Here is a 23,092-nt window from a genome sequence, read left to right as displayed (position 1 = left end):
TCGCCCGGCAAACGCTGCCGGGCTTTTATTTAACGGCTCGCGGCGTGTAAAAACGCGTGAACCAGCGGCGCGGGCCGCCCCTCCAGCGCATTGCGCTCGTGCTGGAACAGCGTGGCGACAAAGAATGGATGCGTAACCAGCTCGACCGCACGAATCTCGCCGTCATCGTCCCAGCCGGTCACCCGCAGATCGCCCTGCTCCAGTTCGCGAGCAAAATCGTCGGCAATCCCATAATTACAGTGGTATCCCTCCTGAATGCTATCGCGACCGTAAGCGCGCGCGATAAGCGTATTGGCGCGCAGCTCAATATTATCCGTCTTTTCAACCAGCGAGCAGCTTAGCGGCGCGATGACCATCCGGCCTTCGGTATCGGTTTCCGCATGTGCGGCATCCTGCCAGCCCATAACGTTGCGCGCATACTCAATAATGGCGTGCTGAAACCCACCGCAGGTACCGAGGAACGGTATGCTGTTTTCACGGGCGTGGCGAATGGCGATAAATGCGCCCGCGGCGTTTTTATAGGGGCTGGCGGGTACCACCCAAATAGCATCGTAGTCAGCAAGATCCTCAGTAGATTTTATCTCACTGGTTGCCAGCCAGTCATAGCGCAACGAAAGCTCGAGGACGGCTGCAGCATCATCTATTGCCAGGGGAATCGCTTTGTGGGCAACAACATCGGGGTTGTAATCACCAACCAGGGCAATACGCAGGGGGGAGTTCATAGCAGGATCCTTATGTCAGTGCGATTATCAGGCAACACAAGGAACCTCAGATTAGCGATCTCACATGCAGAAAACAATCCTTATTTTCTCTGCGCCTGAAGACGGGCATTTTGCGCCGACTGGCGGTATGGTATAGGACAGAAGAATGGCTATGGATACACGATGAAGAGCAAAATTCTGGTTAGCGCCTGCCTGATGGGCTTTCAGGTTCGCTATAACGGCAGCCACAAGGCCCGCTTGACTGACGCATTGACTCGCTGGCAGCGTGAGGGACGGCTGGTCACCCACTGTCCGGAGCTGGCGGCCGGATTGCCTGTACCGCGACTACCGGCTGAGATCCTCAACGCCCAGGGCGCAGAGGTGATGCAAAATCGCGGGCAAATTGTTGAAAGCGACGGCAAGGATGTCACTGCTCATTACCAGTTGGCCGCCTGGCTGGCGCTAAAAGCGGCGCAAGAAGAAGGGTGCGCTGCGGCTCTGCTTACCGATGGTAGCCCCACCTGCGGCAGCCAGTTTATCTATGATGGTACCTTTAAAGGCCAGCGCAAACCCGGTGCTGGTGTTGCAGCCGCTCTGCTTCGTGAGCACGGCATTAAGGTATTTTCTGAGCAGCAGCTCCCGCAGCTGCTGGCGTGGATGGAACAAAGGGAGGGCAATGATGATTCAGTGTAAACGCGTTTATGACCCGCAGGAAACGAGCGACGGCTACCGGATACTGGTAGACCGTCTGTGGCCGCGCGGGATAAAAAAAGAAGCGCTGAACTACGATGAGTGGTGTAAAACGCTGACGCCATCAGCAGATTTACGCAAGGCTTTTCACAGCGAGACCATCGATTTCGCCCACTTTAGCCAACTCTATCGCCAGGAGCTTGAGGCTCAACGGGAGGAAGGCAAACGCCTGGCTGCCCTGGCCAGTCAACAGCCGCTGACGTTACTCTACGCGGCGAAAAACACCCGGCAAAACCATGCGCAGGTGCTGGCTGACTGGCTAAAATCGCTACAATAAACGCTACGGCTTATTCGGGTGATCGCGCCGCCAGAGCGCCCATTCATCTAACGTTTCCCCGCTGGGCAGCTTACATTCAGTGCGTACGCCCTGCGGGCTTTGGATGGGAACCTGCGTGCCGCCGAGCTGCTGACAGTAAACCGAAGCCGGGTTAGCCATCCCCACCGGATGCGCAGGTTGCGTCGGCTGAGTCTGCGTACATCCGGCCATCGCCAGAGGCAACATAGCTATCATCCACTTCATTTCTACTCCTTAATTGATCAAAACGGACTTTCGCCCTGAATCTCCACCTTTTCTCCATTTTAGCTGCACTTTTGCATCGTAGAGTAGCCCTGTTCTCGAACTGACCAGAGAACAGATCATTCCATAATCAATGAGTTTTTCCCCGTCGCCCCCGACGGGGCTTTTTTCCCACCCTCGATGCAGGTATTCTCCCGACAGATGTGTTAAATTTTGTGTATCTCTGTTAATTCTGCGCTAATTGTCGTTTCGCATAGCTTGCCGGTAGTTACGATTAGCGTTCGGGAGCCGTATTCCTCATGTCCGATTTTCTCCTCGCTCGCGTTTCACAAACGCTCGCCAATGAACACACCCTGGAAACATTGGTGCGACAGCTGCTTGAGATGCTGGAGCTTGTTACCCGAATGGAATCTACCTACCTGACTCGTATTGACTTCGAGGCGCAGCGCCAGCAGATTATGTACGCGCACAATAGCAGCGAAATGCAGATCCCTGAAGGTTTCTCCGTTCCCTGGAATGACTCCCTGTGTAAACGTGCGCTGGACGACCGCTGCATATTCAGCAACGATGTCGCCGAGCGCTGGCGTTCGTGTATCGCCGCCCAGGATTTGGGTATCGCAACCTTTTTCAGCATCCCCGTGCGCCTGACCGATGGCTCATTATTCGGCACGCTCTGCGCCACCAGCCGGGAAAGACAGCCCTATAACATTGAGGGTGAGCAGGTGATGAATCTGTTTGCCAACCTCATTTCGCACTATGTTGAGAAAGAGACCCTGGTGCAGCAGCTTCGGGCAGCAAACGTCGCGCTAGAGATGCACTCGTACACCGATGAGCTCACCGGTTTGCCGAATCGCCGCTCGTTGTTCAAGCATCTTGCCGCACAGTTTGCGCAGGCCAGAGAACGCCAGCGCAGCGTACTGCTCATTTTTATCGATCTCGATGATTTCAAGGCAATCAACGACCGATTCGGTCACCCCTGCGGTGACAGCTTTCTGATTCAGGTTGGAGAACGCCTGTTGGCCCGCGCCCGCCGCGGCGATATTGTTGGCCGCCTGGGCGGCGATGAATTTTTGCTGGTTGGCCTATGTTCCGAAGCGGAGGAACAACAGGAGTATATTGCCGCTTTACGTAAAGAGCTAACGGGGATCTATTTCCTTGGCGCGCACCGAATTAACTATCCCGGCGCCAGCTTTGGCGTGATTGAAGCCGACCCACAGGCAATGGACGTTGAGCAAGCGCTACGAAGCGCCGACGACGCGATGTATCAGGATAAAAAGTCACGTCGCCAGGGAACATTTTTTCATATTGACTAATATACGGTGAAATCCCGTATCATATTAAGCACGATTCGCACCTACAGGGGCTCAATAATGAGACTGGGTATTCTATTTCCGGTGGCTATTTTTATCGTCGCCGTTGTTTTTCTGGGCTGGTTTTTTGTCGGCGGCTATGCGGCACCGGGCGGGGCGTAATGAAGAAAAGCACCATTATTATGCTTATTGTCGCAATTGTGGCCGTGGCGGGTACGCAGCTGGGCTGGTGGTAAAACCAGGAATATTCGCCCTTCAGACTGGCAAACATTGCGGAATTTTCTTATCTACTCAATAACTTAAAAGAATAGACTCACTTCATCAGCCGTTTGCGCTTGTCGCCGTTCGCGGACAGATTTAACTGGAGAAGTGAGAAATGAAAAAATCGATCGTGTTGCCGTTAGTGCTCGCGCTTTGCACGCTATTATCGGGATGTATTGTCGACAGAGGCTATCACCACGGGCACCGTCACCATCATCACGACGACAGAGGCTGGCGATAAAGCGCAAAACATCACAAGGCGAACTTCGGTTCGCCTTGTCGCATACGATTAGTCCCGGCGGTCGGAGCCCAAAAAAAGGAATCCCAGCGGAATGGAGAACAGCAGCGTAAACACGATGCTATAAACCGTCACCATCGCCCCTTGCAGGAAAAACATTGAAGTCGTCCACTCTGAGTACGGCATATTGTACTCGCTCACCACGCCGCCAAAGGTTGCACGTCCTACCACGATAAGCGCGATGGCAAATATCGCCGCTATCGACATAAAGAACTTCTTGCTGTTTTTATTGCTGGTGAGTTTCTGCAGAATCATCCGGGTTCCCTTTTTTCTGAGCGATAATCGGCTGTATATGTAACACCAATGCAATCAAAATTGAAGGGAATTTGTTACAAAGCACAGAGAGTCAGCGGCGGGCCGGTGGCATATACCGGCCCCAACGATTACGACTGTAGCGTTGCCAGACGAGCGGCAAAACCGACAAACACGAGGCCAATCAGGCTATTACCGATTTTCGCCAGTTTCTTTTTCGTTTTTACGTAGCGCGTGACGAAAGAGCCGGAGACGATAAGGAAGCTCATGTAAATAAAGCTAATTATCTCCAGGGTCAGCGCCAGAATAAAGAACGCCAGCCCGGGCGTTCTGGCATTGACGTCAATAAACTGCACGAAGAATGAGACATAAAAAAGAATCGCTTTCGGATTCGTCAGGCTGAGGGTCAGCGAACGCTTAAGAATCGCGCTCCCCGGCTCGGAATCAGAAGACGAATGCCCATCGCGCTGCGTCAACACCGCGTAGAGCATCTTCCCGCCCATCCACAGTAGATAAATCGCCCCCAGGTAGCGGACGATATTGAATAATACCGGCGTGGTCTTGATGAGGGTCGCGACCCCGGCAAACGCCAGAAACATCAGAATGGCATCACCGATAAACACGCCCGCTGCCGCCAGATAGCCTTTTTTCACGCCGTGAGCGACGCCCGTCTTGAGGACAAAAAAGGTATTGGGACCGGGCACCAGAATGATAAAGATAGCCCCAACCAGATAGGTCAGGTAATTCAGTACACCAAACTCAGCGAACACAACGCACTCCTTCGCTTACAACAAAAATATGATCCCGCGCACGTTAACGCAACCGGGACCATTTTGAAAGCGCCGCGAGTGCGGAGGGCTTAATAGAGCGAAGTTTCGCCCAGCGGACGGGTTTTAAAACGGCGATGAACCCACAGATATTGTTCAGGGGCGCGCAGGATCTCTTTCTCGATAATCTTGTTGATATAGCTCGCCGCATCCTGTTTATCTTCTCCAGGATAGTCGCGCATCACATCGCTGATATGCAGGCTATAACCTTTGCGGTCCGCTTTACGCACCATGCTGATCGTCAGCATTTTTGCGCCCGACAAACGAGAAAGCACGTAGGTGCCGTTAGTCGTCGCCGCTTGCTGGACCGAGAAGAACGGGGCAAATACGCTCCCCTTCGGGCCGTAGTCCTGATCCGGCGCGAACCACACCGCTTCGCCCGACTTTAACGCATGCACCAGTCCGGATAAATTTCGGCGGTCGATCATCGCCTTGTTCGAGCGCAGGCGGCCGCGCGTCTGCACCCACTCCATCAACGGACTGTTATGCGGACGGTAGGTTGCCATCATGGGGCGACACAGCCCCATCGTGCGGCCACCCAGTTCAAGAGACATAAAGTGGACGCCGACAACCATCACGCCTTTCCCTTCGCTCAGCGCATTGTTGAGGTTGACCATCCCCTCGACGTCAAACCATTTTTTCACTCGCTCATCGCTCCAGAACCATGCCATACCGGTTTCAATCAGCCCCATTCCCAGAGACATGAAATTTTGCTCGATCAGCTTTTCGCGCGCCGCTGGCGACATTGTGGGGAAGCAGAGTTCGAGATTACGTCTGGCGATATGCTCACGACGTTTAAGGAAGCGCCGGGAGGCGCGTCCCGCGCTGGTGCCGATAAGATGCAAAACGGGATAAGGAAGCTGGACAATCAGCCAGAGTACGCCCAGGCCAAACCAGGTACCCCAATTACGAGGGTGAAGAAGACTTTTATTAAAAGCGTAAGACATGTTTTTTCCTGTAAACATTAGAACATGAGGTAACGCTTAAGGAAAAAACGAGTCCCTTCATCTGTCATTAGGCGGTACGTGTAGCAGTTCAGACAATAATAATCCTGTTAAATTCACTGCGGCAAGTAAAAAACTACGCCAACAGAAAAAAACACATTACCCGCACACCTGTAACAAAATGTAAAACAAAAAATGAATAAATCATTACAAATATCCACCACAAGAATGATTAACACGCTAATCATTCATCATAAGGCAGGCTGTTCTCGAAGCAGGAGAACGCTGCGCTCCCTGCAGGCAACGGCGGAGGCCGCGTCAGAACAGGGCTGTGCAGCAATGGTACCGGGATAATTTTGGTTTTCCGTTATCCTTTTAACCACGTCAGCGCTTGCGCTCTCCACTCATCTCTCTTAACGCTTTTTGATTTAACAGAAGAATAGAAGAAAGCTTCCCGAAGCCAAAGTTGAAATAAGAATCACCTTATTTTACTTTCCTGACAATAATTAATAATTATCGACAATTATCCATTTCGTCACCCTTATTTCGGACTTTTTACCTGAATTGCTTTAACCGAGCAGCAGGCAATAAAGTTTAAATGCTTTTTATGACGTTGAAAAAAGCGCAGCATTGATAAAAATCTCGGACGATTCTCGCGCTTTAGCAAGCCATTGCAGACAATTTTTAGCGCCTGTATAAAACCTTCATCTTTCATTAACCCTCGCGGCGACATCAGCGACATCGGTCCATGATGAATGCTTACGGCATCAAAGCCGCTCCGTTGGAAAAGGGTCCGCCAGGCGGCAGCGCTCAGCGGGCTGACGTTGGATTTCACGACCCCCTGCAGCTGTCGCCGGGCGTCCTCTCCCAGCGTATCATGCGTATACATGATATCGTGCGTCAGCAAACGGCCACCGGGCTTGAGAACGCGAAAATATTCTGCCACCAGTTTTTCTTTGGCTTTATCCGCATACATGGTGAGCATCGCTTCATTTATCACCACATCAAACGTCTCGTCGGCAAATGGCAGCCGACCCGCATTCGCCTCCATCACTATCACCCGATGATCCACACCTTCGCGAACGATATTTTGCCGGGCTTTCGCCAGCGCGCCTTTATCCATATCGATGGCGTAAACGGTACAGTGAAAACGCTGCGCCAGCTCAATAGAGGTTGTCCCCATATTACAGGCCACCTCCAGGACTTTATTGTCGGCGCTAAACCCTGCCTGCTTAAATAGCCACTCAGTGGCCTCAATGCCGCCGGGACGTAAGCGGGTTTTCCCCAAACTTGCCAAAAAAGTATGTCCGGCTTTTTCGCTAGCGTTCATCTGACTCTCCTTACCTCATAAGATGCATTATAAATACAACATTAAAGTGAGAGAGGGAATAATGATAATGAATTTTATTTGCATTAAGGACGAGGTTAAAGAAAAGGTGCAATGAGGAATAAAATATATTCAATGTTTAACAATTACTTATCGTTACTAAAGTTCTGTATGGCCCGTATTGCTGGCGTGACTTATTGAAATGATAACCATTCTCATATTAGCATGTGCCGTATTGATCAACTCTCCTGAACCTGGCTATGCCCTCTTCTTCCGCCATCGCCTCTCCGCTAACGCTTGCCTCGCTCTATAGCGATCATCATGGTTGGCTGAAAAAATGGCTTACCTGTAAGCTGCAATCCGCTTATGACGCCGACGACGTAGCGCAGGATACCTTTGTCCGAATTATGGCCAACGAGTCGCTGCTGACGATTCGCGATCCAAAATCCTTTCTCTGCACGATTGCTAAACGGGTGATGATCGACCTGTTCCGCCGTAACGCCCTGGAGCGTGCATGGTTAGACATGCTTTCGCAGCTTCCCCCAGAGCTCTCTCCCTCACCGGAGCTACGGCAGAGCCAGCTCGAACTGTTACAGCAGATTGATGCCATGTTGGACGGGCTTAACGCAAAAGTCCGGGAAGCGTTTTTGCTCTCGCAGCTTGAAGGGCTAACCTATGCCGAAATCGCCAGCCGCCTGGCGGTTTCCGTAAGCTCGGTTAAGAAATATATCGCGAAAGCCACCGAGCACTGTCTACTGTTTCGTCTGGAGAATGGCCTGTGAAACCGACGCTGAGCGAATCTCGTCGTCAGGCGCTGCGCTCCGCCTCGCACTGGTACGCGGTGCTCAGCGATGGATGCGTGAGTCCGCAGCAGGAGGCCCGCTGGCAGCAGTGGTATGAGCAAAACAAAGAAAATCAGTGGGCCTGGCAGCAGGTAGAAAACCTGCGACAGCAGATGGGGCAACTGCCGGGCGGCCTGGCCAGCCGTGCCCTTAACGATAGCCGACTGGCGCGTCGCCACGTACTGAAGGGTCTGATGCTTTTGCTGGTCATCGGAGGCAGCTGGCGGCTCTGGGATTCCGAACTGGCGGAGGGCCTGGGCGCCGACTACCGTACGGCGAAAGAAATACCTCGCCAGCAGCAGCTTGCCGACGGTTCGCTCCTAACGCTGAATAGCGAAAGTGCCGCCGACGTCCGTTTTGACAGACGACAGCGCATGGTTCATTTACGCTACGGCGAAATCGCCATCAGGACCGCTCACGACAGCCTGCAGCGTCCTTTCCGCGTGCAAACGCGGGAAGGCACGCTCACCGCGCTCGGTACCGAATTCACCGTCCGTCAGTTTGCCGGCGGCACCCGGCTGGCGGTACAGCAGCATGCCGTGGAGGTGGTTTTACCATCCGGCAGCGTCCAAATCGTCAACGCCGGGGAAAGCCTGTGGTTTACCCGCAATCGCTTCTTCGCCCTGGTTAAGTTCAACGACGGCGAGGATAGCTGGATCAGAGGCGTGCTGACCTTCCGCGACGCCCCGCTAAGCGAGGTGGTCGAAACCCTCGCCCGCTATCGCTCCGGGGTGTTGCGCTGCCATCCCGCGGTGGCCGAATTACGCCTGAGCGGCACCTTTCCGCTGGAGGATCCTGACGCCATTCTGAAGGTTATTGCGCAAACGCTGCCGATTTCATTACGGTTTGTCACTCGCTACTGGGTGACGCTCGTTCCAGCCTGAGAAGAAAAATCGAAAAAATTCTCATTATCTATTGTCCCTTTTCCCGGCTCGTTCGACTTATTAGATGAATATAACCATAAACGTTCGTGGAGAAGAGATGACGCCTTTACGCGTTTTACGCACACCGATGCCTCTGGTAATAGCAATCCGTTTAACGCTGCTGCCGCTAGCAGGGCTGGCTGCCGCGCCGATATACGCCGCCGCGCAGTATGACATCGCCGCCGGGGGATTAGACAACGCCCTGAACCAATATGCCGCCCGCAGCGGTATCACGCTTTCCGCCGACGCCAGCCTGACGCGCGGCAAGCATAGCCCGGGCCTGCACGGCAGCTTCGAAACCGAAGAGGGGTTACGCAGGCTGCTGAACGGCAGCGGATTACGGCTAAAGCCGCTGGGCAAGAATGCCTGGACCCTGGAGCCCGCTCCTGACAGTTCAGACTCCACCCTCACCGTCGTCGGGGACTGGCTTGGCGACGCGCGCGAGAATGATGTCTTTGAACACGCCGGCGCCCGCGACGTTATCCGTCGGGAGGATTTCGCCAAAACCGGAGCCGCCACGATACGCGAAGTGCTGAACCGGATCCCCGGCGTCAACGCGCCGGAAAATACCGGTACCGGCAGTCACGATCTGGCAATGAACTTCGGTATTCGTGGCCTCAACCCGCGGCTTGCCAGCCGTTCCACGGTGCTGATGGACGGTATCCCGGTTCCCTTTGCCCCCTACGGCCAGCCGCAGCTTTCGCTGGCGCCGGTCTCGGTCGGCAATATGGACGCCATCGATGTCGTGCGCGGCGGCGGCGCGGTGCGCTACGGGCCGCAGAGCGTCGGCGGCGTGGTGAACTTCGTCACTCGCGCAATCCCCGAGGATTTTGGCATTCAGGGCGGCATGGAAGGGCAGCTCAGCCCCACCTCTTCACAAAACAACCCGAAAGAGACGCATAACCTCGCGATCGGCGGCACGGCGGACAACGGTTTCGGCTCCGCCCTGCTTTACTCAGGCACCCGGGGCAGCGACTGGCGCGAACACAGCGCCACGCGGATTGATGATGTGATGCTGAAAAGCAAATACGCGCCTAACGAAGTCCATACCTTTAACAGCCTGCTGCAATACTATGACGGAGAAGCCGATATGCCCGGCGGCCTCTCCCGCGCCGACTACAACGCCGACCGCTGGCAGTCCACGCGTCCTTATGACCGTTTTTGGGGGCGCCGCCAGCTCGCCAGCCTCGGCTACCAGTACCAGCCGGATGCGCAGCATAAATTTAATATTCAGGGGTTCTATACCCATACCCTGCGCAGCGGCTATCTGGAACAGGGTAAGCGCATTACCCTCTCCCCGCGCGAATATTGGGTCCGCGGCATCGAACCGCGCTACAGCCAAAGCTTTATGATCGGCCCATCCGCCCACGAGGTCGGCGTCGGCTATCGCTACGTCAACGAATCGACCCACGAGATGCGTTACTACACCGCAACCACCAGCGGCGAGCTGCCCAGCACCGCCAGCCCCTACGATCGCGATACCCGTTCCGGTACCGAAGCCCACGCCTGGTATATCGACGATCGCATGGATATTGGCAACTGGACGATTACGCCAGGAATGCGCTTTGAGCACATTGAGTCTTATCAGGACAATAATCTGCTGGGCACCCGCGAACGGGTCAGCTATAACGCTCCGCTCCCGGCGCTGAATGTTCTTTATCACCTCACCGACAGCTGGAATCTTTATGCCAACACAGAAGGCTCATTCGGCACCGTACAGTACAGCCAGATTGGCAAGGCTGTACAAAGCGGCAATGTGGAACCAGAAAAAGCGCGTACCTGGGAAGTCGGCACCCGCTACGACGACGGCGCGCTGACCGCCGAAATGGGGCTGTTCCTGATTAACTTCAACAATCAGTACGATTCCAACCAGACCAATGACACGGTTACCGCCCGCGGTAAAACGCGTCATAGCGGCCTGGAAGCGCAAACCCGTTACGCCCTCGGCGAACTCTCACCCGCGCTTGATAATCTCTCGGTCTACGCCAGCTATGCGTACGTTAATGCTGAAATCCGCGAGAAAGGCGACACCTACGGTAACCAGGTTCCTTTCTCGCCGAAGCACAAAGGCACCCTTGGCGTCGATTACAGCCCCGGCAGCTGGACGTTTAACCTTAACGGCGACTTCCAGTCCAGCCAGTTTGCCGATAACGCCAATACCGTTGCCGAAAGCGCCGATGGCAGCACCGGTCGTATTCCCGGCTATATGCTGTGGGGCGCCCGCGTGGCCTATGACTTTGGCCCACAAATGGCCAATCTCAACCTCGCGCTGGGGGTGAAAAACATCTTCGACCATGCGTATTACACCCGCTCATACGACGATAACAACAAAGGGCTTTACGTCGGTCAGCCGCGCACGCTGTACCTGCAAGGATCAATGAAGTTCTGATTGATCGAGCGTTGCCGGACAGCGCTATTCGCGCCCTGTCCGGCAAGCTGGAGGAAAATCATGTTTAGCCTTGTTCGTCAGTGCATTTTAGCCCGCTGTTTGCCGCCACCGTACAGGATGAGCGCGGTCGCTTTACGCTTGATAAAACGCCGCAGCGCATCGTGGTGCTTGAACTCTCCTTTGTTGACGCGCTGGCGGCGGTCGACGTTAGCCCAACAGGCATGGCCGATGACAACGATCCGTCGCGTATTCTGGCGGACGTACGCGCACGTCTGAAGCCCTGGCAGTCGGTGGGCACTCGTGCCCAGCCCTCGCTCGAGGCCATCCGCGCGCTGCATCCCGATCCGATCGTCGCCGATAGCAGTCGCCATGCCGGAATCTACGCCGCCGAGCGTATTGCCAGCGACATGGTTAAAATCGTCCATCACCGGGCGGTAGATATCACGCCATGAAACCGTTCCGGCACGCTTTTTTTATCTGGGGATGGCCGCTGCTGGCACAGGATAACCCGCTGGTGCTACTTGATGAACCAACAACCTGGCTGGATATTAATTATCAGGTGGAGCTGATGAAGCTGATGCGCGAGCTACAGACGATGGGCAAAACCGTGTTCACCGTACTGCACGATCTGAATCAGGCCAGCCGCTACTGCGACCATCTGGTGGTGCTTGAAGGGGGACAGGTGCAGGCTCAGGGCCTGGCGGAAACGGTACTGACGCCGGAGATGCTGCGGGAGATTTTTCACCTGGAAGCGGAGATTCACCCGGAGCCGGTGTCCCAGCGCCCAATGTGCGTGGTGAAATAACCCGGGTAAGGCGTACTGCGCCCTACCCGACGTTAATCAGTAAGTGTGGAAATATTGCTGAATCACCTGCGGATTTTTCGTTTGCGTCAGCGCGGTCATCAGCAAAATGCGCGCTTTTGCCGGATTGAGAGAATCGGCCACCAGTCCCGGCTGGCCGCCATCTACCGGCACCACGCCGCTGCCGGTACGCGAGGCGCGAACCACCACGATGCCGGCTTTTTCCGCTTTTTCAATTCCTGCCGCACTGCGTACGGAGACCGACCCCGCGCCGGTACCTGCGTAAATAATCCCGTCAGCATGGTGAGCGATCGCCGCGTCATACATATATTCAGGGTCATCCTGGTAGCCATAAATAATGACCACTTTCGGCAGCGCATTCAGGTTACGGACGTCGAAAACCGAACGCACGGTGTGAATTTTGTCCACGCGGGTTTCGAACTGCGGCTTACCGCTGACGATCACGCCGAGGTAGCCCTCTTCCGGCGCCCGGAAGGTATCCAGCGTCGTGGCGTTGGTTTTAGTGACAAAACGCGCTGCCCCAATGCGATCGTTAAGGACCACCATCACCCCACGGCCTTTCGCTTCCGGGTCAGCCGCCACGGTCACCGCTTCCAGCAGATTCATCGGGCCGTCGGCGCTGATGGCCGTTGCCGGGCGCATTGCCGCCGTGAAGACCACCGGCTTATTGCTTTTTACCGTCAGGTTGAGGAAATAAGGCGTCTCGTCGAGGGTATCGGTACCGTGGGTAATGACTACGCCGTCGACATCCTCGCGGGCCAGCAGTTCATTGACGCGTTTGGCCAGCTTGAGAATAATATCGCTGGTCATATTTTCGCTACCGATATTGGCAACCTGCTCACCGTCAACGCGGGCGACTTTACTCATTTCAGGTACGGCGTTAATCAGCGTCTGTACGCCAATCGCGCCGGCTTTATACCCGGTTGTCTGGGTGTTGCTGGCCGCCGAACCGGCAATGGTGCCTCCGGTTGCCAGGATCACAATATGCGGCAGACGCGTGTCGCTGAACGCGAAAGCACTTATCGACAGTAACGCAATGGTCAGTAATGCTCTAAAATTCATAATTACCTATCCCCAAATAGATTTTAATCAAATTCGCCCGGTGATAATGCAAAGGGCTTGCCAGGATTTAATGTATTTTGCCGGGCAAAAGTGGTTAACTATCGGACAAAAAAGGATTTTTATTTCGCCAGGAGCGCGACATTGGTGCACAGATGCGCTAAAAACGGGCATCATAAAATGCAAAATCAGAAACAACTCATGCAATCTGTTCTGTCTTGATGGCATCGCGAGTAACCAAATAAGCCATAACGACGCGGGTAACCCGAGAGAGAAAAACGATGCGTATCGCCTTAAAATCAGCATTGATGCTAACAACCCGCGTCATACAAATCATTAATCCTGAACTGCAGCTGCATATGCAGCGAACGGCGCTGATCGCACTGGAGCTGGCGCAGGCATCAGGGCTTTCGCGCCCGCAGCAGCAAACGGTCTTTTGCGCCGCGCTGCTGCACGATATTGGCGTTCTGGGTGACAAAAGGGCTTTCTCCTCGCTGAACGCTATCGATAATCTCAATGACCCCCATCAGCATCGGGGAGCAGAAATGCTGGCCGGATTAACCACCCTGGCCCCAATCCTGCCGATTATTCGCGATCATCATTTTAGCCCACACCACAGGGGCAGCCTCGAACAGCATATCGTCTATTTTGCCGATGTTTTTGAGCGCCTGCTGGCCGGTGATAAAGGCGGTTCGGCTTATCAACCCGATATTATTATTACGCAATTTCGTACGCTCTATCAGGCGATCGACCCGTCGCTGTGTCAGACCTTGTGCCAGCTCGCACAAAAAGAGCATTTCTGGCTGCATCTTAATCCAGGACATATTCAGCGAATGCTGGAAATTATCGGCCCAATTAACGATGTCTATATGGGTATTGATGGCCTGAAAGATATCTGTCTGTTAATCGCCAACATTGTCGATACCTACAGTAGCTTTACCGCCAGCCATAGCCTGAAGGTTGGACAAATTTCGCGCGCCCTTGCCGCCTGGATGAATCAGCCGGAGCTGGAGTGCCGGAAGATTGAAATTGCCGGCTATTTGCACGATATCGGTAAAGTCTACATACCGCTGGCCATCCTCGAGAAACAGGGCGAGCTCAATGACAAAGAGCTGCTGCAGGTTCGGGAACACAGCTATATGACCGGCGAAATTCTTAGCGCATTTAGCGAACTCGGCGATATCGTGAACTGGGCGGCCAATCATCATGAAAAACTGGATGGCAGCGGTTATCCTCTGCATCTGAGTGGCGATTACCTGCAGCTGGCAGATCGTATCATCGCCATCGCGGATATTTTCACCGCCCTTACCGAAGACCGCCCTTATCGCCCCGGAATGAGCCGTCAGCAAGCGTTACGGCTGATTGAGTGTGATGTGACAAACGGCGCGCTGGATAAAGACGTTTACCGCGTTTTACATCAGCATGCCGAAGCGCTGCACGCTATTATTACTCACACGCTGCCCTCTTAATTTGCCGGCTCTCTGCTGGTGAAGCCGGAGCGCAGCGACAAAAAATATAATTAATTCATCTGCACGCAAGGATATATCCGGTGAGAATCGCCACCATGACCAATTGGGCCTACGGGATCACCGTCGCCCTGACCCTCGCCTCAGGCATGGCAATGCTGATGGCCTCAAGTGCGGATAATGCTGAACGCCGCGCCGTCGAACAACGTCAGGTGTTCGACCAGCTCAGTGAAGAAGTCGAAAGCGGCGCCTGGGCGCTTTCCTATATGGCGCGGCTCTATATCATCCAAAAAAACCAGGATGTGCTAAGCGAATACCGGCAGCAGGCGCAGACCATTGCCGCCATTGAACACCGGCTGGTTAAACTCAAAGATAATGGCGCAACCGCTGAAGAACTGGCGCTGCTGCGGGAGGGTTTACAGATTGCCGATGAACTCCAGGATGAGCAGCAGGCGGCGCTGGCGCAGGTTGCCCGGGGGGAAGAAAAAGCGGCGGTAAGCCTGCTTTACGGCGCGGCCTACGAACAGGAGCTTGAGCGGGTACAAACGCAGCTTGACCACTTTCGCCTGCTGCTCGAAGGCCGGGTGAATAAAATCATCGCTCAGGCCACGGAGAAATCACGTATCTGGCGTACGCTCTCTGAAGTCATGGTTGGCCTCACCGCCCTGATGTTTCTGTTTGTGCTGGGATTTATCCTTAAGCGGCGGGTGCTCTATCCCGTCGTCCGTCTGAGCGATGTGGTGCAGCGGCTGGCATCGCAGGATTATGCGGTCGAGACGCCGCAGTTTACCCAGATAGATGAAATTGGCGATATGGCCCAGGCGATTCGTATCTTTCGCGAGAACGGGCTGGCGCGGCAGCGGCTGGAACAAGAGCGCGATGCCGACTGGGCCGTCCGCGAGCTGCTGGCGCGGATGACCCAGCGTCTGCAGGGCTGCGAATCATTCGAGGATGTGATCAAGGTGGCCGAGCGCTTTGCCCCCAGCATCGCCCCGCAGATCCCCGGCCGACTCTATATCCTCGACACCGATCCCTGGCAGATGCGCTGCGTTGCGCAGTGGCTTTCTCCGCCGCAGGAAACGGATGTATTTCATCCCGATAACTGCTGGGCCGTTCGGCGCGGGCTGAGTCATCCTCCGGTTAACGGCGAGCCGGATATCGCCTGTTACCACCTGACGGAACCACAGGCCAATCAGTCGCTATGCGTGCCGCTGATTGCGCAAGGAGAAGCGATTGGCCTGCTCTCCTTCAGCAACGTCACCGCCGCAACCGCGCCTTCCCGCGCCTATCTTGAACTGATGGCCGAAGCGCTGGGTCTGGCTCTGGCGAATCAGCGTTTACGCAACGCGCTGCTGGAAAAGGCGCTGTTCGATTCATTAACCGGCCTGCGCAACCGTCACCATCTGGATGATGCTCTGCATACTCAAATGAATCTGGCGGTTCGCAACGGTACGCCGCTGAGCTGCCTGATGATCGATATCGATCACTTCAAGGCAATTAACGATAATTACGGCCACGAAGCGGGCGATCTGGTCATTAAAAACGTCGCCGCAATTATACAGCGTGCGGTGCGTGATATCGGGATGGCCTTCCGCTACGGAGGCGAAGAGTTCCTGGTGCTGCTGGGCGGAACCCATGAAGAGGCGGCAATGGCCTGCGCGACCGAGATCTATCACAGCGTTCAGCGTCTGACTTTACGCTATGGCCTTGCTGAGATTGGTCAGATCAACGTCTCCATCGGCATCGCCAGCTACCCGCAGCATACGCATAGCGACAGCCTGCTGCGCGCGGCAGACGCTGCGCTCTACCGGGCAAAAGAGTTGGGCCGGTCAAGAATTGTGAGCTTTGGGATGTTGAAGGCGGATTGAGTCGATATTCGCACCGTTATGTAAAAGGAGCCGTGCGCTCCTTTTGCCCAGTGCAATCATCAGGACAGCGTAGCAAACTTTGGCGCGCCGGATTTTCTATCCTCTTGAAAAGTAAGCCGCTTGATCCAGGGCAAAGTCATAACTCCGTCATTGAGTAAAATTCATCGCCTGATTTGAACAAGGCTATGTCGTTTTCATGTTTTTAAGGTTTACGCTGTTCTACCTACTTTTTATCCCCTTGCAGACTTTTGCGCTTAATTACTCTTCAACCTTTTTAAGGCTCAATTGCCCGCAGAGAGGCCTCGTGGAGGTCATTTTGCATGTTTACGATCATACCCAGGAAAAATGGCAGAATAATTTTGAGACCGGCGCAGGGCACAAACGCTCAGGCGATATGGAACTGATCCCCTTTGCCAACGGGGATATTCTCTTCCACTCGGTGTCAACAGATGCATTTAGCTATCTCTACAGCGGCGAAGAGAAGCTTTACCGCTGTTTAAAATTGGATGAAAGACCGCTATACCCTTCCTTTTAACCCTGCGTAGGCGACGCGATCCAACCCGGGACGTTGTCCGCAGAGTAAAAAAAACGGGAACCCATCGGCTCCCGTTTTGTTTAACCCAGAGACTGGATTACATGTTCGCGATGATCGCGTCGCCAAACTCTGAACATTTCAGCAGCTTAGCGCCTTCCATCAGACGTTCAAAGTCATAGGTCACGGTCTTGGCGGCGATTGCGCCTTCGGTGCCTTTAACGATCAGGTCTGCGGCTTCGAACCACTGCATGTGGCGCAGCATCATTTCGGCGGACAGGATGATGGAACCTGGGTTCACTTTATCCTGGCCGGCATATTTCGGCGCAGTACCGTGAGTCGCTTCAAACAGCGCGCACTCGTCACCGATGTTTGCACCCGGGGCAATACCGATACCGCCAACCTGCGCCGCCAGGGCGTCAGAAATATAGTCACCGTTCAGGTTCATACAGGCGATGACATCGTACTCCGCCGGACGCAGCAGGATCTGCTGCAGGAAGGCGTCGGCGATAACGTCTTTAACGACAATCTCTTTCCCGGTGTTCGGGTTTTTGATCTTCATCCACGGGCCGCCGTCAATCAGCTCACCGCCGAACTCTTCGCGTGCCAGCTGGTAGCCCCAGTCTTTAAACGCGCCTTCGGTGAATTTCATGATGTTGCCTTTGTGCACCAGGGTCAGAGAATCGCGATCGTTGGTGATAGCGTATTCGATGGCGGCGCGAACCAGGCGTTTGGTGCCTTCTTCAGAGCACGGCTTGATGCCGATGCCGCAATGTTCCGGGAAGCGAATTTTCTTCACGCCCATTTCATCACGCAGGAATTTGATGACTTTATCCGCTTCAGCAGAGTCTGCTTTCCACTCGATACCGGCGTAGATGTCTTCGGAGTTTTCGCGGAAGATAACCATATCGGTCAGTTCAGGATGCTTAACCGGGCTCGGTGTCCCCTGGTAGTATCGAACCGGACGCAGGCAAACGTAGAGATCCAGTTCCTGACGCAGGGCAACGTTCAGAGAACGAATGCCGCCGCCGACTGGCGTAGTCAGAGGGCCTTTGATAGCAACACGATATTCACGAATCAGATCAAGAGTTTCGGCAGGCAGCCAGACATCCTGGCCATAAACCTGGGTCGATTTTTCACCGGTGTAAACTTCCATCCAGGAAATTTTACGCTCGCCCTTATAGGCTTTCTCAACGGCAGCATCAACCACTTTCAGCATCGCCGGAGTGACGTCAACACCGATACCATCGCCTTCGATGAACGGGATAATCGGGTTATTAGGGACGTTCAGCTTGCCGTTTTGCAGGGTGATTTTTTGACCTTCCGCCGGAACTACTACTTTGCTTTCCATTAACCTCTCCTTCGAGCGCTTCTGGTTCTGCTCTTCCCTCTTCACGCTAGCCGGGCGTTGGCTTTATTCGCCCACTCCCGTCAGTGGAATATCCCGCTAACCGGAGATTTCGCGTCCGTGTCGCCTTCCTGTAATGCGAATCGGTTTGAGCAACCTTTTTGTTAATAAGTTGTAATGAGCATGTCAATACTACCTGAATGTTTGCGTCCATGAAAGGCATTCGTAATTAGGCTATAATGCGGCAATTGATAGAGTCTGAAAATACCATGCAAAAAACTTCATTTAGAAAACATCGCGTTGAGCGATTCAGCACGCAACAAGTCACCAGACAACGTAAAGAACGCCAGCCAAAAACTGTGATCTTGTTCAATAAACCATACGATGTATTGCCGCAATTTACCGATGAAGCCGGGCGCAGCACGCTAAAAGATTTTATTCCGGTTGCCGGCGTCTATGCCGCCGGTCGACTGGACCGCGATAGCGAAGGCCTGCTGGTGCTGACCAACGACGGCGCGCTGCAGGCGGCTCTCACCCAACCGGGTAAGCGCACCGGTAAAGTTTATTACGTTCAGGTGGAAGGTGAACCCACGGCGGATGCGCTGACCGCGCTCCGCGACGGCGTCACGCTTAATGACGGCCCCACTCTGCCAGCGGGAGTGGAGCGTGTAGCGGAGCCAGAGTGGCTCTGGCCGCGTCATCCCCCGATCCGCGAGCGTAAATCCATTCCTACCAGCTGGCTCAAAATTACCCTCTATGAAGGGCGCAATCGCCAGGTGCGGCGGATGACCGCCCACGTCGGCTTTCCCACGCTGCGCCTGATTCGCTATGCGATGGGAGGCTATACGCTGGATGGTCTGGCCAACGGCGAATGGCGTAAAATTGATTAACAGTAGCCTAAGGAAAAACAATGTTTAAGCCGCACGTCACCGTCGCCTGCGTGGTTCACGCTAAAGGCAAATTCCTGGTTGTTGAAGAGACGATCAACGGTAAAGCGTTATGGAACCAGCCGGCAGGCCATCTCGAAGCCGATGAAACCCTGGTTCAGGCCGCAGAACGCGAGCTTTGGGAAGAGACCGGCATTCGCGCGACGCCGCAGCACTTTCTCCGCCTGCATCAGTGGATAGCCCCGGATCGCACGCCATTTTTGCGTTTCCTCTTTACCATCGAGCTTAACGATACGTGCGCCACCGAGCCCCACGATAGCGATATCGACCGCTGCCTGTGGCTCAGCGCTGAGGAAATTCTTAGCGCGAGCAACCTGCGTTCGCAGCTGGTTGCCGAGAGCATTCGCAGCTATCAGCAGGATCCGCGCTACCCGCTGGCGCTCATCGGCGAATTTAACTGGCCGTTTACAGGGGGTGCCTCAACGGAGGACGCGTGCTAGAATACGCCGCCTCGAAGTTCAATGTAGTGAGTAATCCAATGTCAGAAAGCCAGAAAAAAGTGATCGTCGGCATGTCCGGCGGGGTTGATTCCTCAGTTTCCGCCTACCTGCTGCTCCAGCAAGGGTATAAGGTGGAAGGCCTGTTCATGAAGAACTGGGAAGAAGACGACGGCGAGGAATACTGCACCGCAGCGGCGGATCTTGCCGACGCGCAGGCCGTTTGCGATAAGCTCGGGATTGAACTTCACACCGTCAACTTTGCCGCAGAATACTGGGACAACGTGTTTGAATTGTTCCTTGCAGAGTATAAAGCCGGACGCACGCCCAACCCGGATATTCTGTGCAATAAAGAAATTAAATTTAAAGCCTTCCTCGAATTTGCCGCAGAAGATCTCGGCGCTGATTACATCGCCACCGGCCACTACGTGCGCCGGGCCGACGTCAACGGCAAGAGCCAGCTGCTGCGCGGCCTCGACGGTAATAAAGACCAGAGCTACTTCCTCTATACCTTGAGCCACGAACAGATCGCGCAAAGCCTGTTCCCGGTGGGGGAGCTGGAAAAGCCGCAGGTGCGTAAAATCGCCGAAGAGCTGGATCTCATCACCGCGAAGAAAAAAGACTCGACCGGTATCTGTTTCATCGGCGAACGCAAATTCCGCGAATTCCTGGGCCGCTACCTGCCTGCTCAGCCGGGTAAAATTATCAGCGTTGACGGCGACGAAGTTGGCGAGCATCAGGGTCTGATGTACCACACGCTGGGGCAGCGTAAAGGTCTGGGCATCGGCGGTATCAAAGACGGCGGCGAAGACCCGTGGTATGTGGTCGACAAAGATGTCGAAAACAATATTTTGATTGTCGCTCAGGGCCATGACCATCCGCGCCTGATGTCCGTGGGGTTGATTGCTCAACAGCTGCACTGGGTTGACCGCGAGCCGCTCACGGGCACGCTGCGCTGCACGGTAAAAACCCGTTACCGTCAGACCGACATCTCCTGCACCGTGAAAGCGCTGGATGATGACCGCATTGAAGTGATCTTTAATGAGCCTGTAGCCGCCGTCACGCCGGGCCAGTCTGCGGTCTTCTACAACGGCGAAGTATGCCTCGGCGGCGGGATTATCGAACAGCGCTTGCCGCTGCAGGCCTGACAGACATATCAGCCGCTGAAGGCCCCAGCCGGGTATTTGGCGGTTTACAAGGAGAATGTGTGGCGAAGAATTATTATGACATTACGCTGGCGCTGGCCGGCGTTTGCCAGGCCGCGCGTCTGGTTCAGGAACTGGCGCACCAGGGGCACTGCGATAGCGACGCCCTGCATGTGTCGCTGAACAGCATCATCGATCTCGACCCGGAGTCTACGCTGGCGGTGTTCGGTGGTAGTGAAGCCAATCTTCGCCTCGGGCTGGAAACCCTCATCGGCGTGCTGAATACCAGCAGTCGCCAGGGGCTGAACGCCGAACTCACCCGCTATACTTTAAGCCTGATGGTGCTGGAACGTAAGCTTGCCGCCAGCAAAGGAGCCATGGATACCCTCGGCAACCGTATCGGCGGTCTGCGCCGTCAGCTTGAACATTTCGATCTGCAATCCGAGACGCTGCTTAGCGCAATGGCGGGCATCTATGTGGATGTTATTAGCCCGCTGGGCCCGCGTATTCAGGTCACCGGCTCTCCAGCCGTGCTGCAAAGCCCTCAGGTTCAGGCAAAGGTTCGCTCTGCCCTGCTGGCGGGTATTCGCTCTGCGGTGCTCTGGCACCAGGTCGGCGGCGGCCGTCTGCAGCTAATGTTTTCTCGTAATCGTCTGGTTAACCAGGCCAAACAAATTCTTGCTCATTTAACCCCGGAGTTGTGATCTATGGAATTATCCTCACTGACCGCCGTTTCCCCAGTCGACGGCCGCTACGGCGACAAAGTCAGCGCGCTGCGCGGTATCTTCAGCGAATTCGGTTTGCTGAAATTCCGCGTTCAGGTAGAAGTGCGTTGGTTGCAAAAACTGGCCGCGCACGCAGCGATCAAGGAAGTTCCTGCTTTTGCTGCCCACGCAAACGGTTACCTTGATAAAATCGTCGCCGATTTTAGCGTAGAAGATGCAGAGCGCATCAAAACTATCGAGCGCACCACCAACCACGACGTCAAAGCGGTTGAGTATTTCCTCAAGGAAAAAGTCGCCGACGTGGCTGAACTGCACGCGGTCTCCGAGTTTATCCACTTTGCCTGCACCTCCGAGGACATCAACAATCTGTCCCACGCGCTGATGCTGAAAACCGCTCGCGACGAAGTGATCCTGCCATACTGGCGCAAGCTCATCGACGCGGTGAAAGAGCTGGCGGTACAGTATCGCGATATCCCACTGCTTTCCCGTACTCACGGTCAGCCGGCTACGCCGTCCACCATGGGTAAAGAGATGGCCAACGTCGCTTACCGTATGGAGCGTCAGTATCGTCAGCTGAACCAGATCGAAATCCTTGGCAAAATCAACGGCGCGGTGGGTAACTATAACGCCCATATCGCTGCCTATCCGGAAGTTGACTGGCATCAGTTTAGCGAAGAGTTCGTGACTTCTCTGGGCATCCAGTGGAACCCGTACACCACCCAGATTGAGCCGCACGACTATATCGCCGAGCTGTTCGACTGCGTCGCCCGCTTCAATACCATCCTGATTGATTTCGACCGTGACGTGTGGGGCTACATCGCGCTCAACCATTTCAAGCAGAAAACCATTGCTGGCGAAATCGGCTCCTCAACCATGCCGCATAAAGTCAACCCGATCGACTTCGAGAACTCCGAAGGCAACCTCGGTCTGGCCAACGCGGTTATGCAGCATCTGGCAAGTAAACTGCCGGTTTCCCGCTGGCAGCGTGATCTGACCGACTCCACCGTGCTGCGCAACCTCGGCGTGGGCATCGGCTACGCGCTGATCGCCTACCAGTCAACCCTGAAAGGCGTGAGCAAGCTGGAGCTGAATCAAGACCGTCTGCTGGATGAGCTGGACCACAACTGGGAAGTTCTGGCCGAGCCGATCCAGACCGTCATGCGTCGCTACGGCATCGAGAAGCCGTACGAGAAGCTGAAAGAGCTGACCCGCGGCAAGCGCGTCGATGCCGAAGGCATGCAGCAGTTTATTGACAGCCTGGCGCTGCCGGAAGATGAAAAAGTTCGCCTCAAAGCCATGACCCCGGCTAACTACATCGGCCGCGCGACCACGATGGTTGACGAACTGAAGTAAGCCTTTCGACCCTCTTTCCGCCGGGAAAGAGGGTTATTTTTCCTCCCT

At 54.7% G+C, this 23,092-nt stretch carries 25 protein-coding genes and 2 pseudogenes; 19 read left to right on the top strand and 8 right to left on the bottom strand.

Translation table 11 applies throughout. The annotated features are described in order from the left end of the window. Positions 1 to 29: 29 nt before the first annotated feature. Positions 30 to 722 (bottom strand): CTP synthase C-terminal region-related (seleno)protein, encoded by a 693-nt coding sequence (locus tag ACSIPU_RS22400; protein ID WP_004112256.1) that lies wholly within the window; start codon positions 720 to 722, stop codon positions 30 to 32. A 162-nt stretch (positions 723 to 884) separates the two neighbouring features. Between ACSIPU_RS22400 and ACSIPU_RS22395 the strand changes: the two genes are divergently transcribed. Then, positions 885 to 1,394 carry a DUF523 domain-containing protein gene (locus ACSIPU_RS22395; RefSeq protein WP_016808475.1) on the top strand — a complete coding sequence of 170 codons (510 nt, stop codon included), beginning with the start codon at positions 885 to 887 and terminating at the stop codon, positions 1,392 to 1,394. Beyond that, positions 1,381 to 1,728 (top strand): DUF488 domain-containing protein, encoded by a 348-nt coding sequence (locus ACSIPU_RS22390; RefSeq protein ID WP_004112251.1) that lies wholly within the window; start codon positions 1,381 to 1,383, stop codon positions 1,726 to 1,728. The genes ACSIPU_RS22395 and ACSIPU_RS22390 overlap by 14 nt, the downstream gene beginning before the upstream one ends. A 3-nt stretch (positions 1,729 to 1,731) precedes the next feature. Here the strand turns inward: ACSIPU_RS22390 and ACSIPU_RS22385 are convergent, their stop codons facing one another. Further along, positions 1,732 to 1,971 carry a putative hemolysin gene (locus ACSIPU_RS22385; RefSeq protein WP_023320734.1) on the bottom strand — a complete coding sequence of 80 codons (240 nt, stop codon included), beginning with the start codon at positions 1,969 to 1,971 and terminating at the stop codon, positions 1,732 to 1,734. A gap of 296 nt (positions 1,972 to 2,267) precedes the next feature. On the opposite strand from ACSIPU_RS22385, the gene ACSIPU_RS22380 reads away from it, so the two are divergent. From ACSIPU_RS22380 to ACSIPU_RS22365, 4 genes are all read left to right on the top strand, one after another. Continuing rightward, positions 2,268 to 3,281, top strand: coding sequence for a sensor domain-containing diguanylate cyclase (locus ACSIPU_RS22380; RefSeq protein WP_004101236.1), 1,014 nt, complete (start codon positions 2,268 to 2,270; stop codon positions 3,279 to 3,281). A gap of 57 nt (positions 3,282 to 3,338) precedes the next feature. Beyond that, positions 3,339 to 3,440 (top strand): YoaK family small membrane protein, encoded by a 102-nt coding sequence (locus ACSIPU_RS22375; protein ID WP_004101234.1) that lies wholly within the window; start codon positions 3,339 to 3,341, stop codon positions 3,438 to 3,440. Then, complete coding sequence (gene yoaJ, locus ACSIPU_RS22370) at positions 3,440 to 3,514, top strand: protein YoaJ (RefSeq protein ID WP_100248259.1); 75 nt, start codon at positions 3,440 to 3,442, stop codon at positions 3,512 to 3,514. Before ACSIPU_RS22375 ends, yoaJ begins: the two co-directional genes overlap by 1 nt. A gap of 140 nt (positions 3,515 to 3,654) precedes the next feature. Continuing rightward, the gene (locus tag ACSIPU_RS22365) at positions 3,655 to 3,780 is read left to right on the top strand and encodes a hypothetical protein (RefSeq protein WP_085955747.1); all 126 of its coding nucleotides are present in this window, start codon (positions 3,655 to 3,657) and stop codon (positions 3,778 to 3,780) included. 48 nt (positions 3,781 to 3,828) lie between these two features. Here ACSIPU_RS22365 and ACSIPU_RS22360 read toward each other — a convergent pair whose 3' ends face one another. The 4 genes from ACSIPU_RS22360 to ACSIPU_RS22345 form a co-directional block, all read right to left on the bottom strand. Then, on the bottom strand, positions 3,829 to 4,092 hold the full coding sequence (locus ACSIPU_RS22360) for a DUF2534 family protein (protein ID WP_004101230.1): 264 nt from the start codon (positions 4,090 to 4,092) through the stop codon (positions 3,829 to 3,831). 128 nt (positions 4,093 to 4,220) lie between these two features. After that, positions 4,221 to 4,859: a leucine efflux protein LeuE gene (gene leuE, locus ACSIPU_RS22355; protein WP_004101229.1), complete on the bottom strand. Its 639-nt coding sequence runs from the start codon at positions 4,857 to 4,859 to the stop codon at positions 4,221 to 4,223. A gap of 89 nt (positions 4,860 to 4,948) precedes the next feature. Continuing rightward, a complete protein-coding gene (gene lpxP / locus ACSIPU_RS22350; protein WP_004101221.1) occupies positions 4,949 to 5,863 on the bottom strand; it encodes a kdo(2)-lipid IV(A) palmitoleoyltransferase in 915 nt (304 codons plus the stop codon). 538 nt (positions 5,864 to 6,401) lie between these two features. Then, a complete protein-coding gene (locus ACSIPU_RS22345; RefSeq protein ID WP_023320730.1) occupies positions 6,402 to 7,190 on the bottom strand; it encodes a class I SAM-dependent methyltransferase in 789 nt (262 codons plus the stop codon). 257 nt (positions 7,191 to 7,447) lie between these two features. Between ACSIPU_RS22345 and fecI the strand changes: the two genes are divergently transcribed. The 5 genes and pseudogenes from fecI to ACSIPU_RS22320 form a co-directional block, all read left to right on the top strand. Further along, positions 7,448 to 7,969 carry a ferric citrate uptake sigma factor FecI gene (gene fecI, locus ACSIPU_RS22340; RefSeq protein WP_004101219.1) on the top strand — a complete coding sequence of 174 codons (522 nt, stop codon included), beginning with the start codon at positions 7,448 to 7,450 and terminating at the stop codon, positions 7,967 to 7,969. Beyond that, entirely contained in the window at positions 7,966 to 8,913 is a 948-nt protein-coding gene (gene fecR / locus ACSIPU_RS22335; RefSeq protein ID WP_004112240.1) for a ferric citrate uptake sigma factor regulator FecR, read from the top strand. Before fecI ends, fecR begins: the two co-directional genes overlap by 4 nt. 97 nt (positions 8,914 to 9,010) lie before the next feature. Then, entirely contained in the window at positions 9,011 to 11,341 is a 2,331-nt protein-coding gene (gene fecA / locus ACSIPU_RS22330; protein ID WP_196558137.1) for a TonB-dependent Fe(3+) dicitrate receptor FecA, read from the top strand. A 60-nt stretch (positions 11,342 to 11,401) separates the two neighbouring features. Further along, positions 11,402 to 11,730 (top strand): annotated as a pseudogene (fecB, locus tag ACSIPU_RS22325) (Fe(3+)-dicitrate ABC transporter substrate-binding protein FecB); the annotation flags it as partial. A 101-nt stretch (positions 11,731 to 11,831) separates the two neighbouring features. Continuing rightward, positions 11,832 to 12,146: pseudogene (locus ACSIPU_RS22320) on the top strand (ferric citrate ABC transporter ATP-binding protein FecE); the annotation flags it as partial. A gap of 36 nt (positions 12,147 to 12,182) precedes the next feature. On the opposite strand, the gene fraE reads toward ACSIPU_RS22320, so the two are convergent. Continuing rightward, a complete protein-coding gene (fraE, locus tag ACSIPU_RS22315) occupies positions 12,183 to 13,226 on the bottom strand; it encodes a fructose-asparagine asparaginase (protein ID WP_004101212.1) in 1,044 nt (347 codons plus the stop codon). A 278-nt stretch (positions 13,227 to 13,504) separates the two neighbouring features. Here fraE and ACSIPU_RS22310 point away from each other — a divergent pair, with 278 nt between their 5' ends. From ACSIPU_RS22310 to ACSIPU_RS22300, 3 genes are all read left to right on the top strand, one after another. Continuing rightward, a complete protein-coding gene (locus ACSIPU_RS22310) occupies positions 13,505 to 14,692 on the top strand; it encodes an HD-GYP domain-containing protein (RefSeq protein ID WP_196558139.1) in 1,188 nt (395 codons plus the stop codon). A gap of 80 nt (positions 14,693 to 14,772) precedes the next feature. Next, positions 14,773 to 16,557, top strand: a complete 1,785-nt coding sequence (locus ACSIPU_RS22305) for a diguanylate cyclase (protein WP_435322271.1) — start codon at positions 14,773 to 14,775, stop codon at positions 16,555 to 16,557. A gap of 196 nt (positions 16,558 to 16,753) precedes the next feature. Continuing rightward, positions 16,754 to 17,092 (top strand): hypothetical protein, encoded by a 339-nt coding sequence (locus ACSIPU_RS22300; RefSeq protein ID WP_004101200.1) that lies wholly within the window; start codon positions 16,754 to 16,756, stop codon positions 17,090 to 17,092. Positions 17,093 to 17,189: 97 nt separating this feature from the next. Here the strand turns inward: ACSIPU_RS22300 and icd are convergent, their stop codons facing one another. Then, a complete protein-coding gene (gene icd, locus ACSIPU_RS22295) occupies positions 17,190 to 18,440 on the bottom strand; it encodes an NADP-dependent isocitrate dehydrogenase (RefSeq protein ID WP_004101197.1) in 1,251 nt (416 codons plus the stop codon). Positions 18,441 to 18,676: 236 nt separating this feature from the next. Between icd and rluE the strand changes: the two genes are divergently transcribed. Genes rluE through purB form a run of 5 tightly spaced genes read left to right on the top strand, consistent with a single transcriptional unit; the run spans position 18,677 to position 23,044 of the window. After that, on the top strand, positions 18,677 to 19,327 hold the full coding sequence (gene rluE / locus ACSIPU_RS22290; RefSeq protein ID WP_023320724.1) for a 23S rRNA pseudouridine(2457) synthase RluE: 651 nt from the start codon (positions 18,677 to 18,679) through the stop codon (positions 19,325 to 19,327). A gap of 20 nt (positions 19,328 to 19,347) precedes the next feature. Then, the gene (locus ACSIPU_RS22285) at positions 19,348 to 19,824 is read left to right on the top strand and encodes an NUDIX hydrolase (protein WP_004112222.1); all 477 of its coding nucleotides are present in this window, start codon (positions 19,348 to 19,350) and stop codon (positions 19,822 to 19,824) included. 38 nt (positions 19,825 to 19,862) lie between these two features. Beyond that, on the top strand, positions 19,863 to 20,969 hold the full coding sequence (gene mnmA, locus ACSIPU_RS22280; protein ID WP_017146107.1) for a tRNA 2-thiouridine(34) synthase MnmA: 1,107 nt from the start codon (positions 19,863 to 19,865) through the stop codon (positions 20,967 to 20,969). A gap of 59 nt (positions 20,970 to 21,028) precedes the next feature. After that, positions 21,029 to 21,670 (top strand): high frequency lysogenization protein HflD, encoded by a 642-nt coding sequence (gene hflD, locus ACSIPU_RS22275; protein ID WP_004101185.1) that lies wholly within the window; start codon positions 21,029 to 21,031, stop codon positions 21,668 to 21,670. Positions 21,671 to 21,673: 3 nt separating this feature from the next. Continuing rightward, entirely contained in the window at positions 21,674 to 23,044 is a 1,371-nt protein-coding gene (gene purB, locus ACSIPU_RS22270; RefSeq protein WP_004101184.1) for an adenylosuccinate lyase, read from the top strand. The last annotated feature ends 48 nt before the right edge of the window (positions 23,045 to 23,092 follow it).

It is taken from the genome of Klebsiella sp. HN106 (assembly GCF_051209435.1).
Taxonomy (GTDB): Bacteria; Pseudomonadota; Gammaproteobacteria; order Enterobacterales; family Enterobacteriaceae; genus Klebsiella; species Klebsiella oxytoca.
This window is presented reverse-complemented; position numbering and strand designations above follow the sequence as displayed.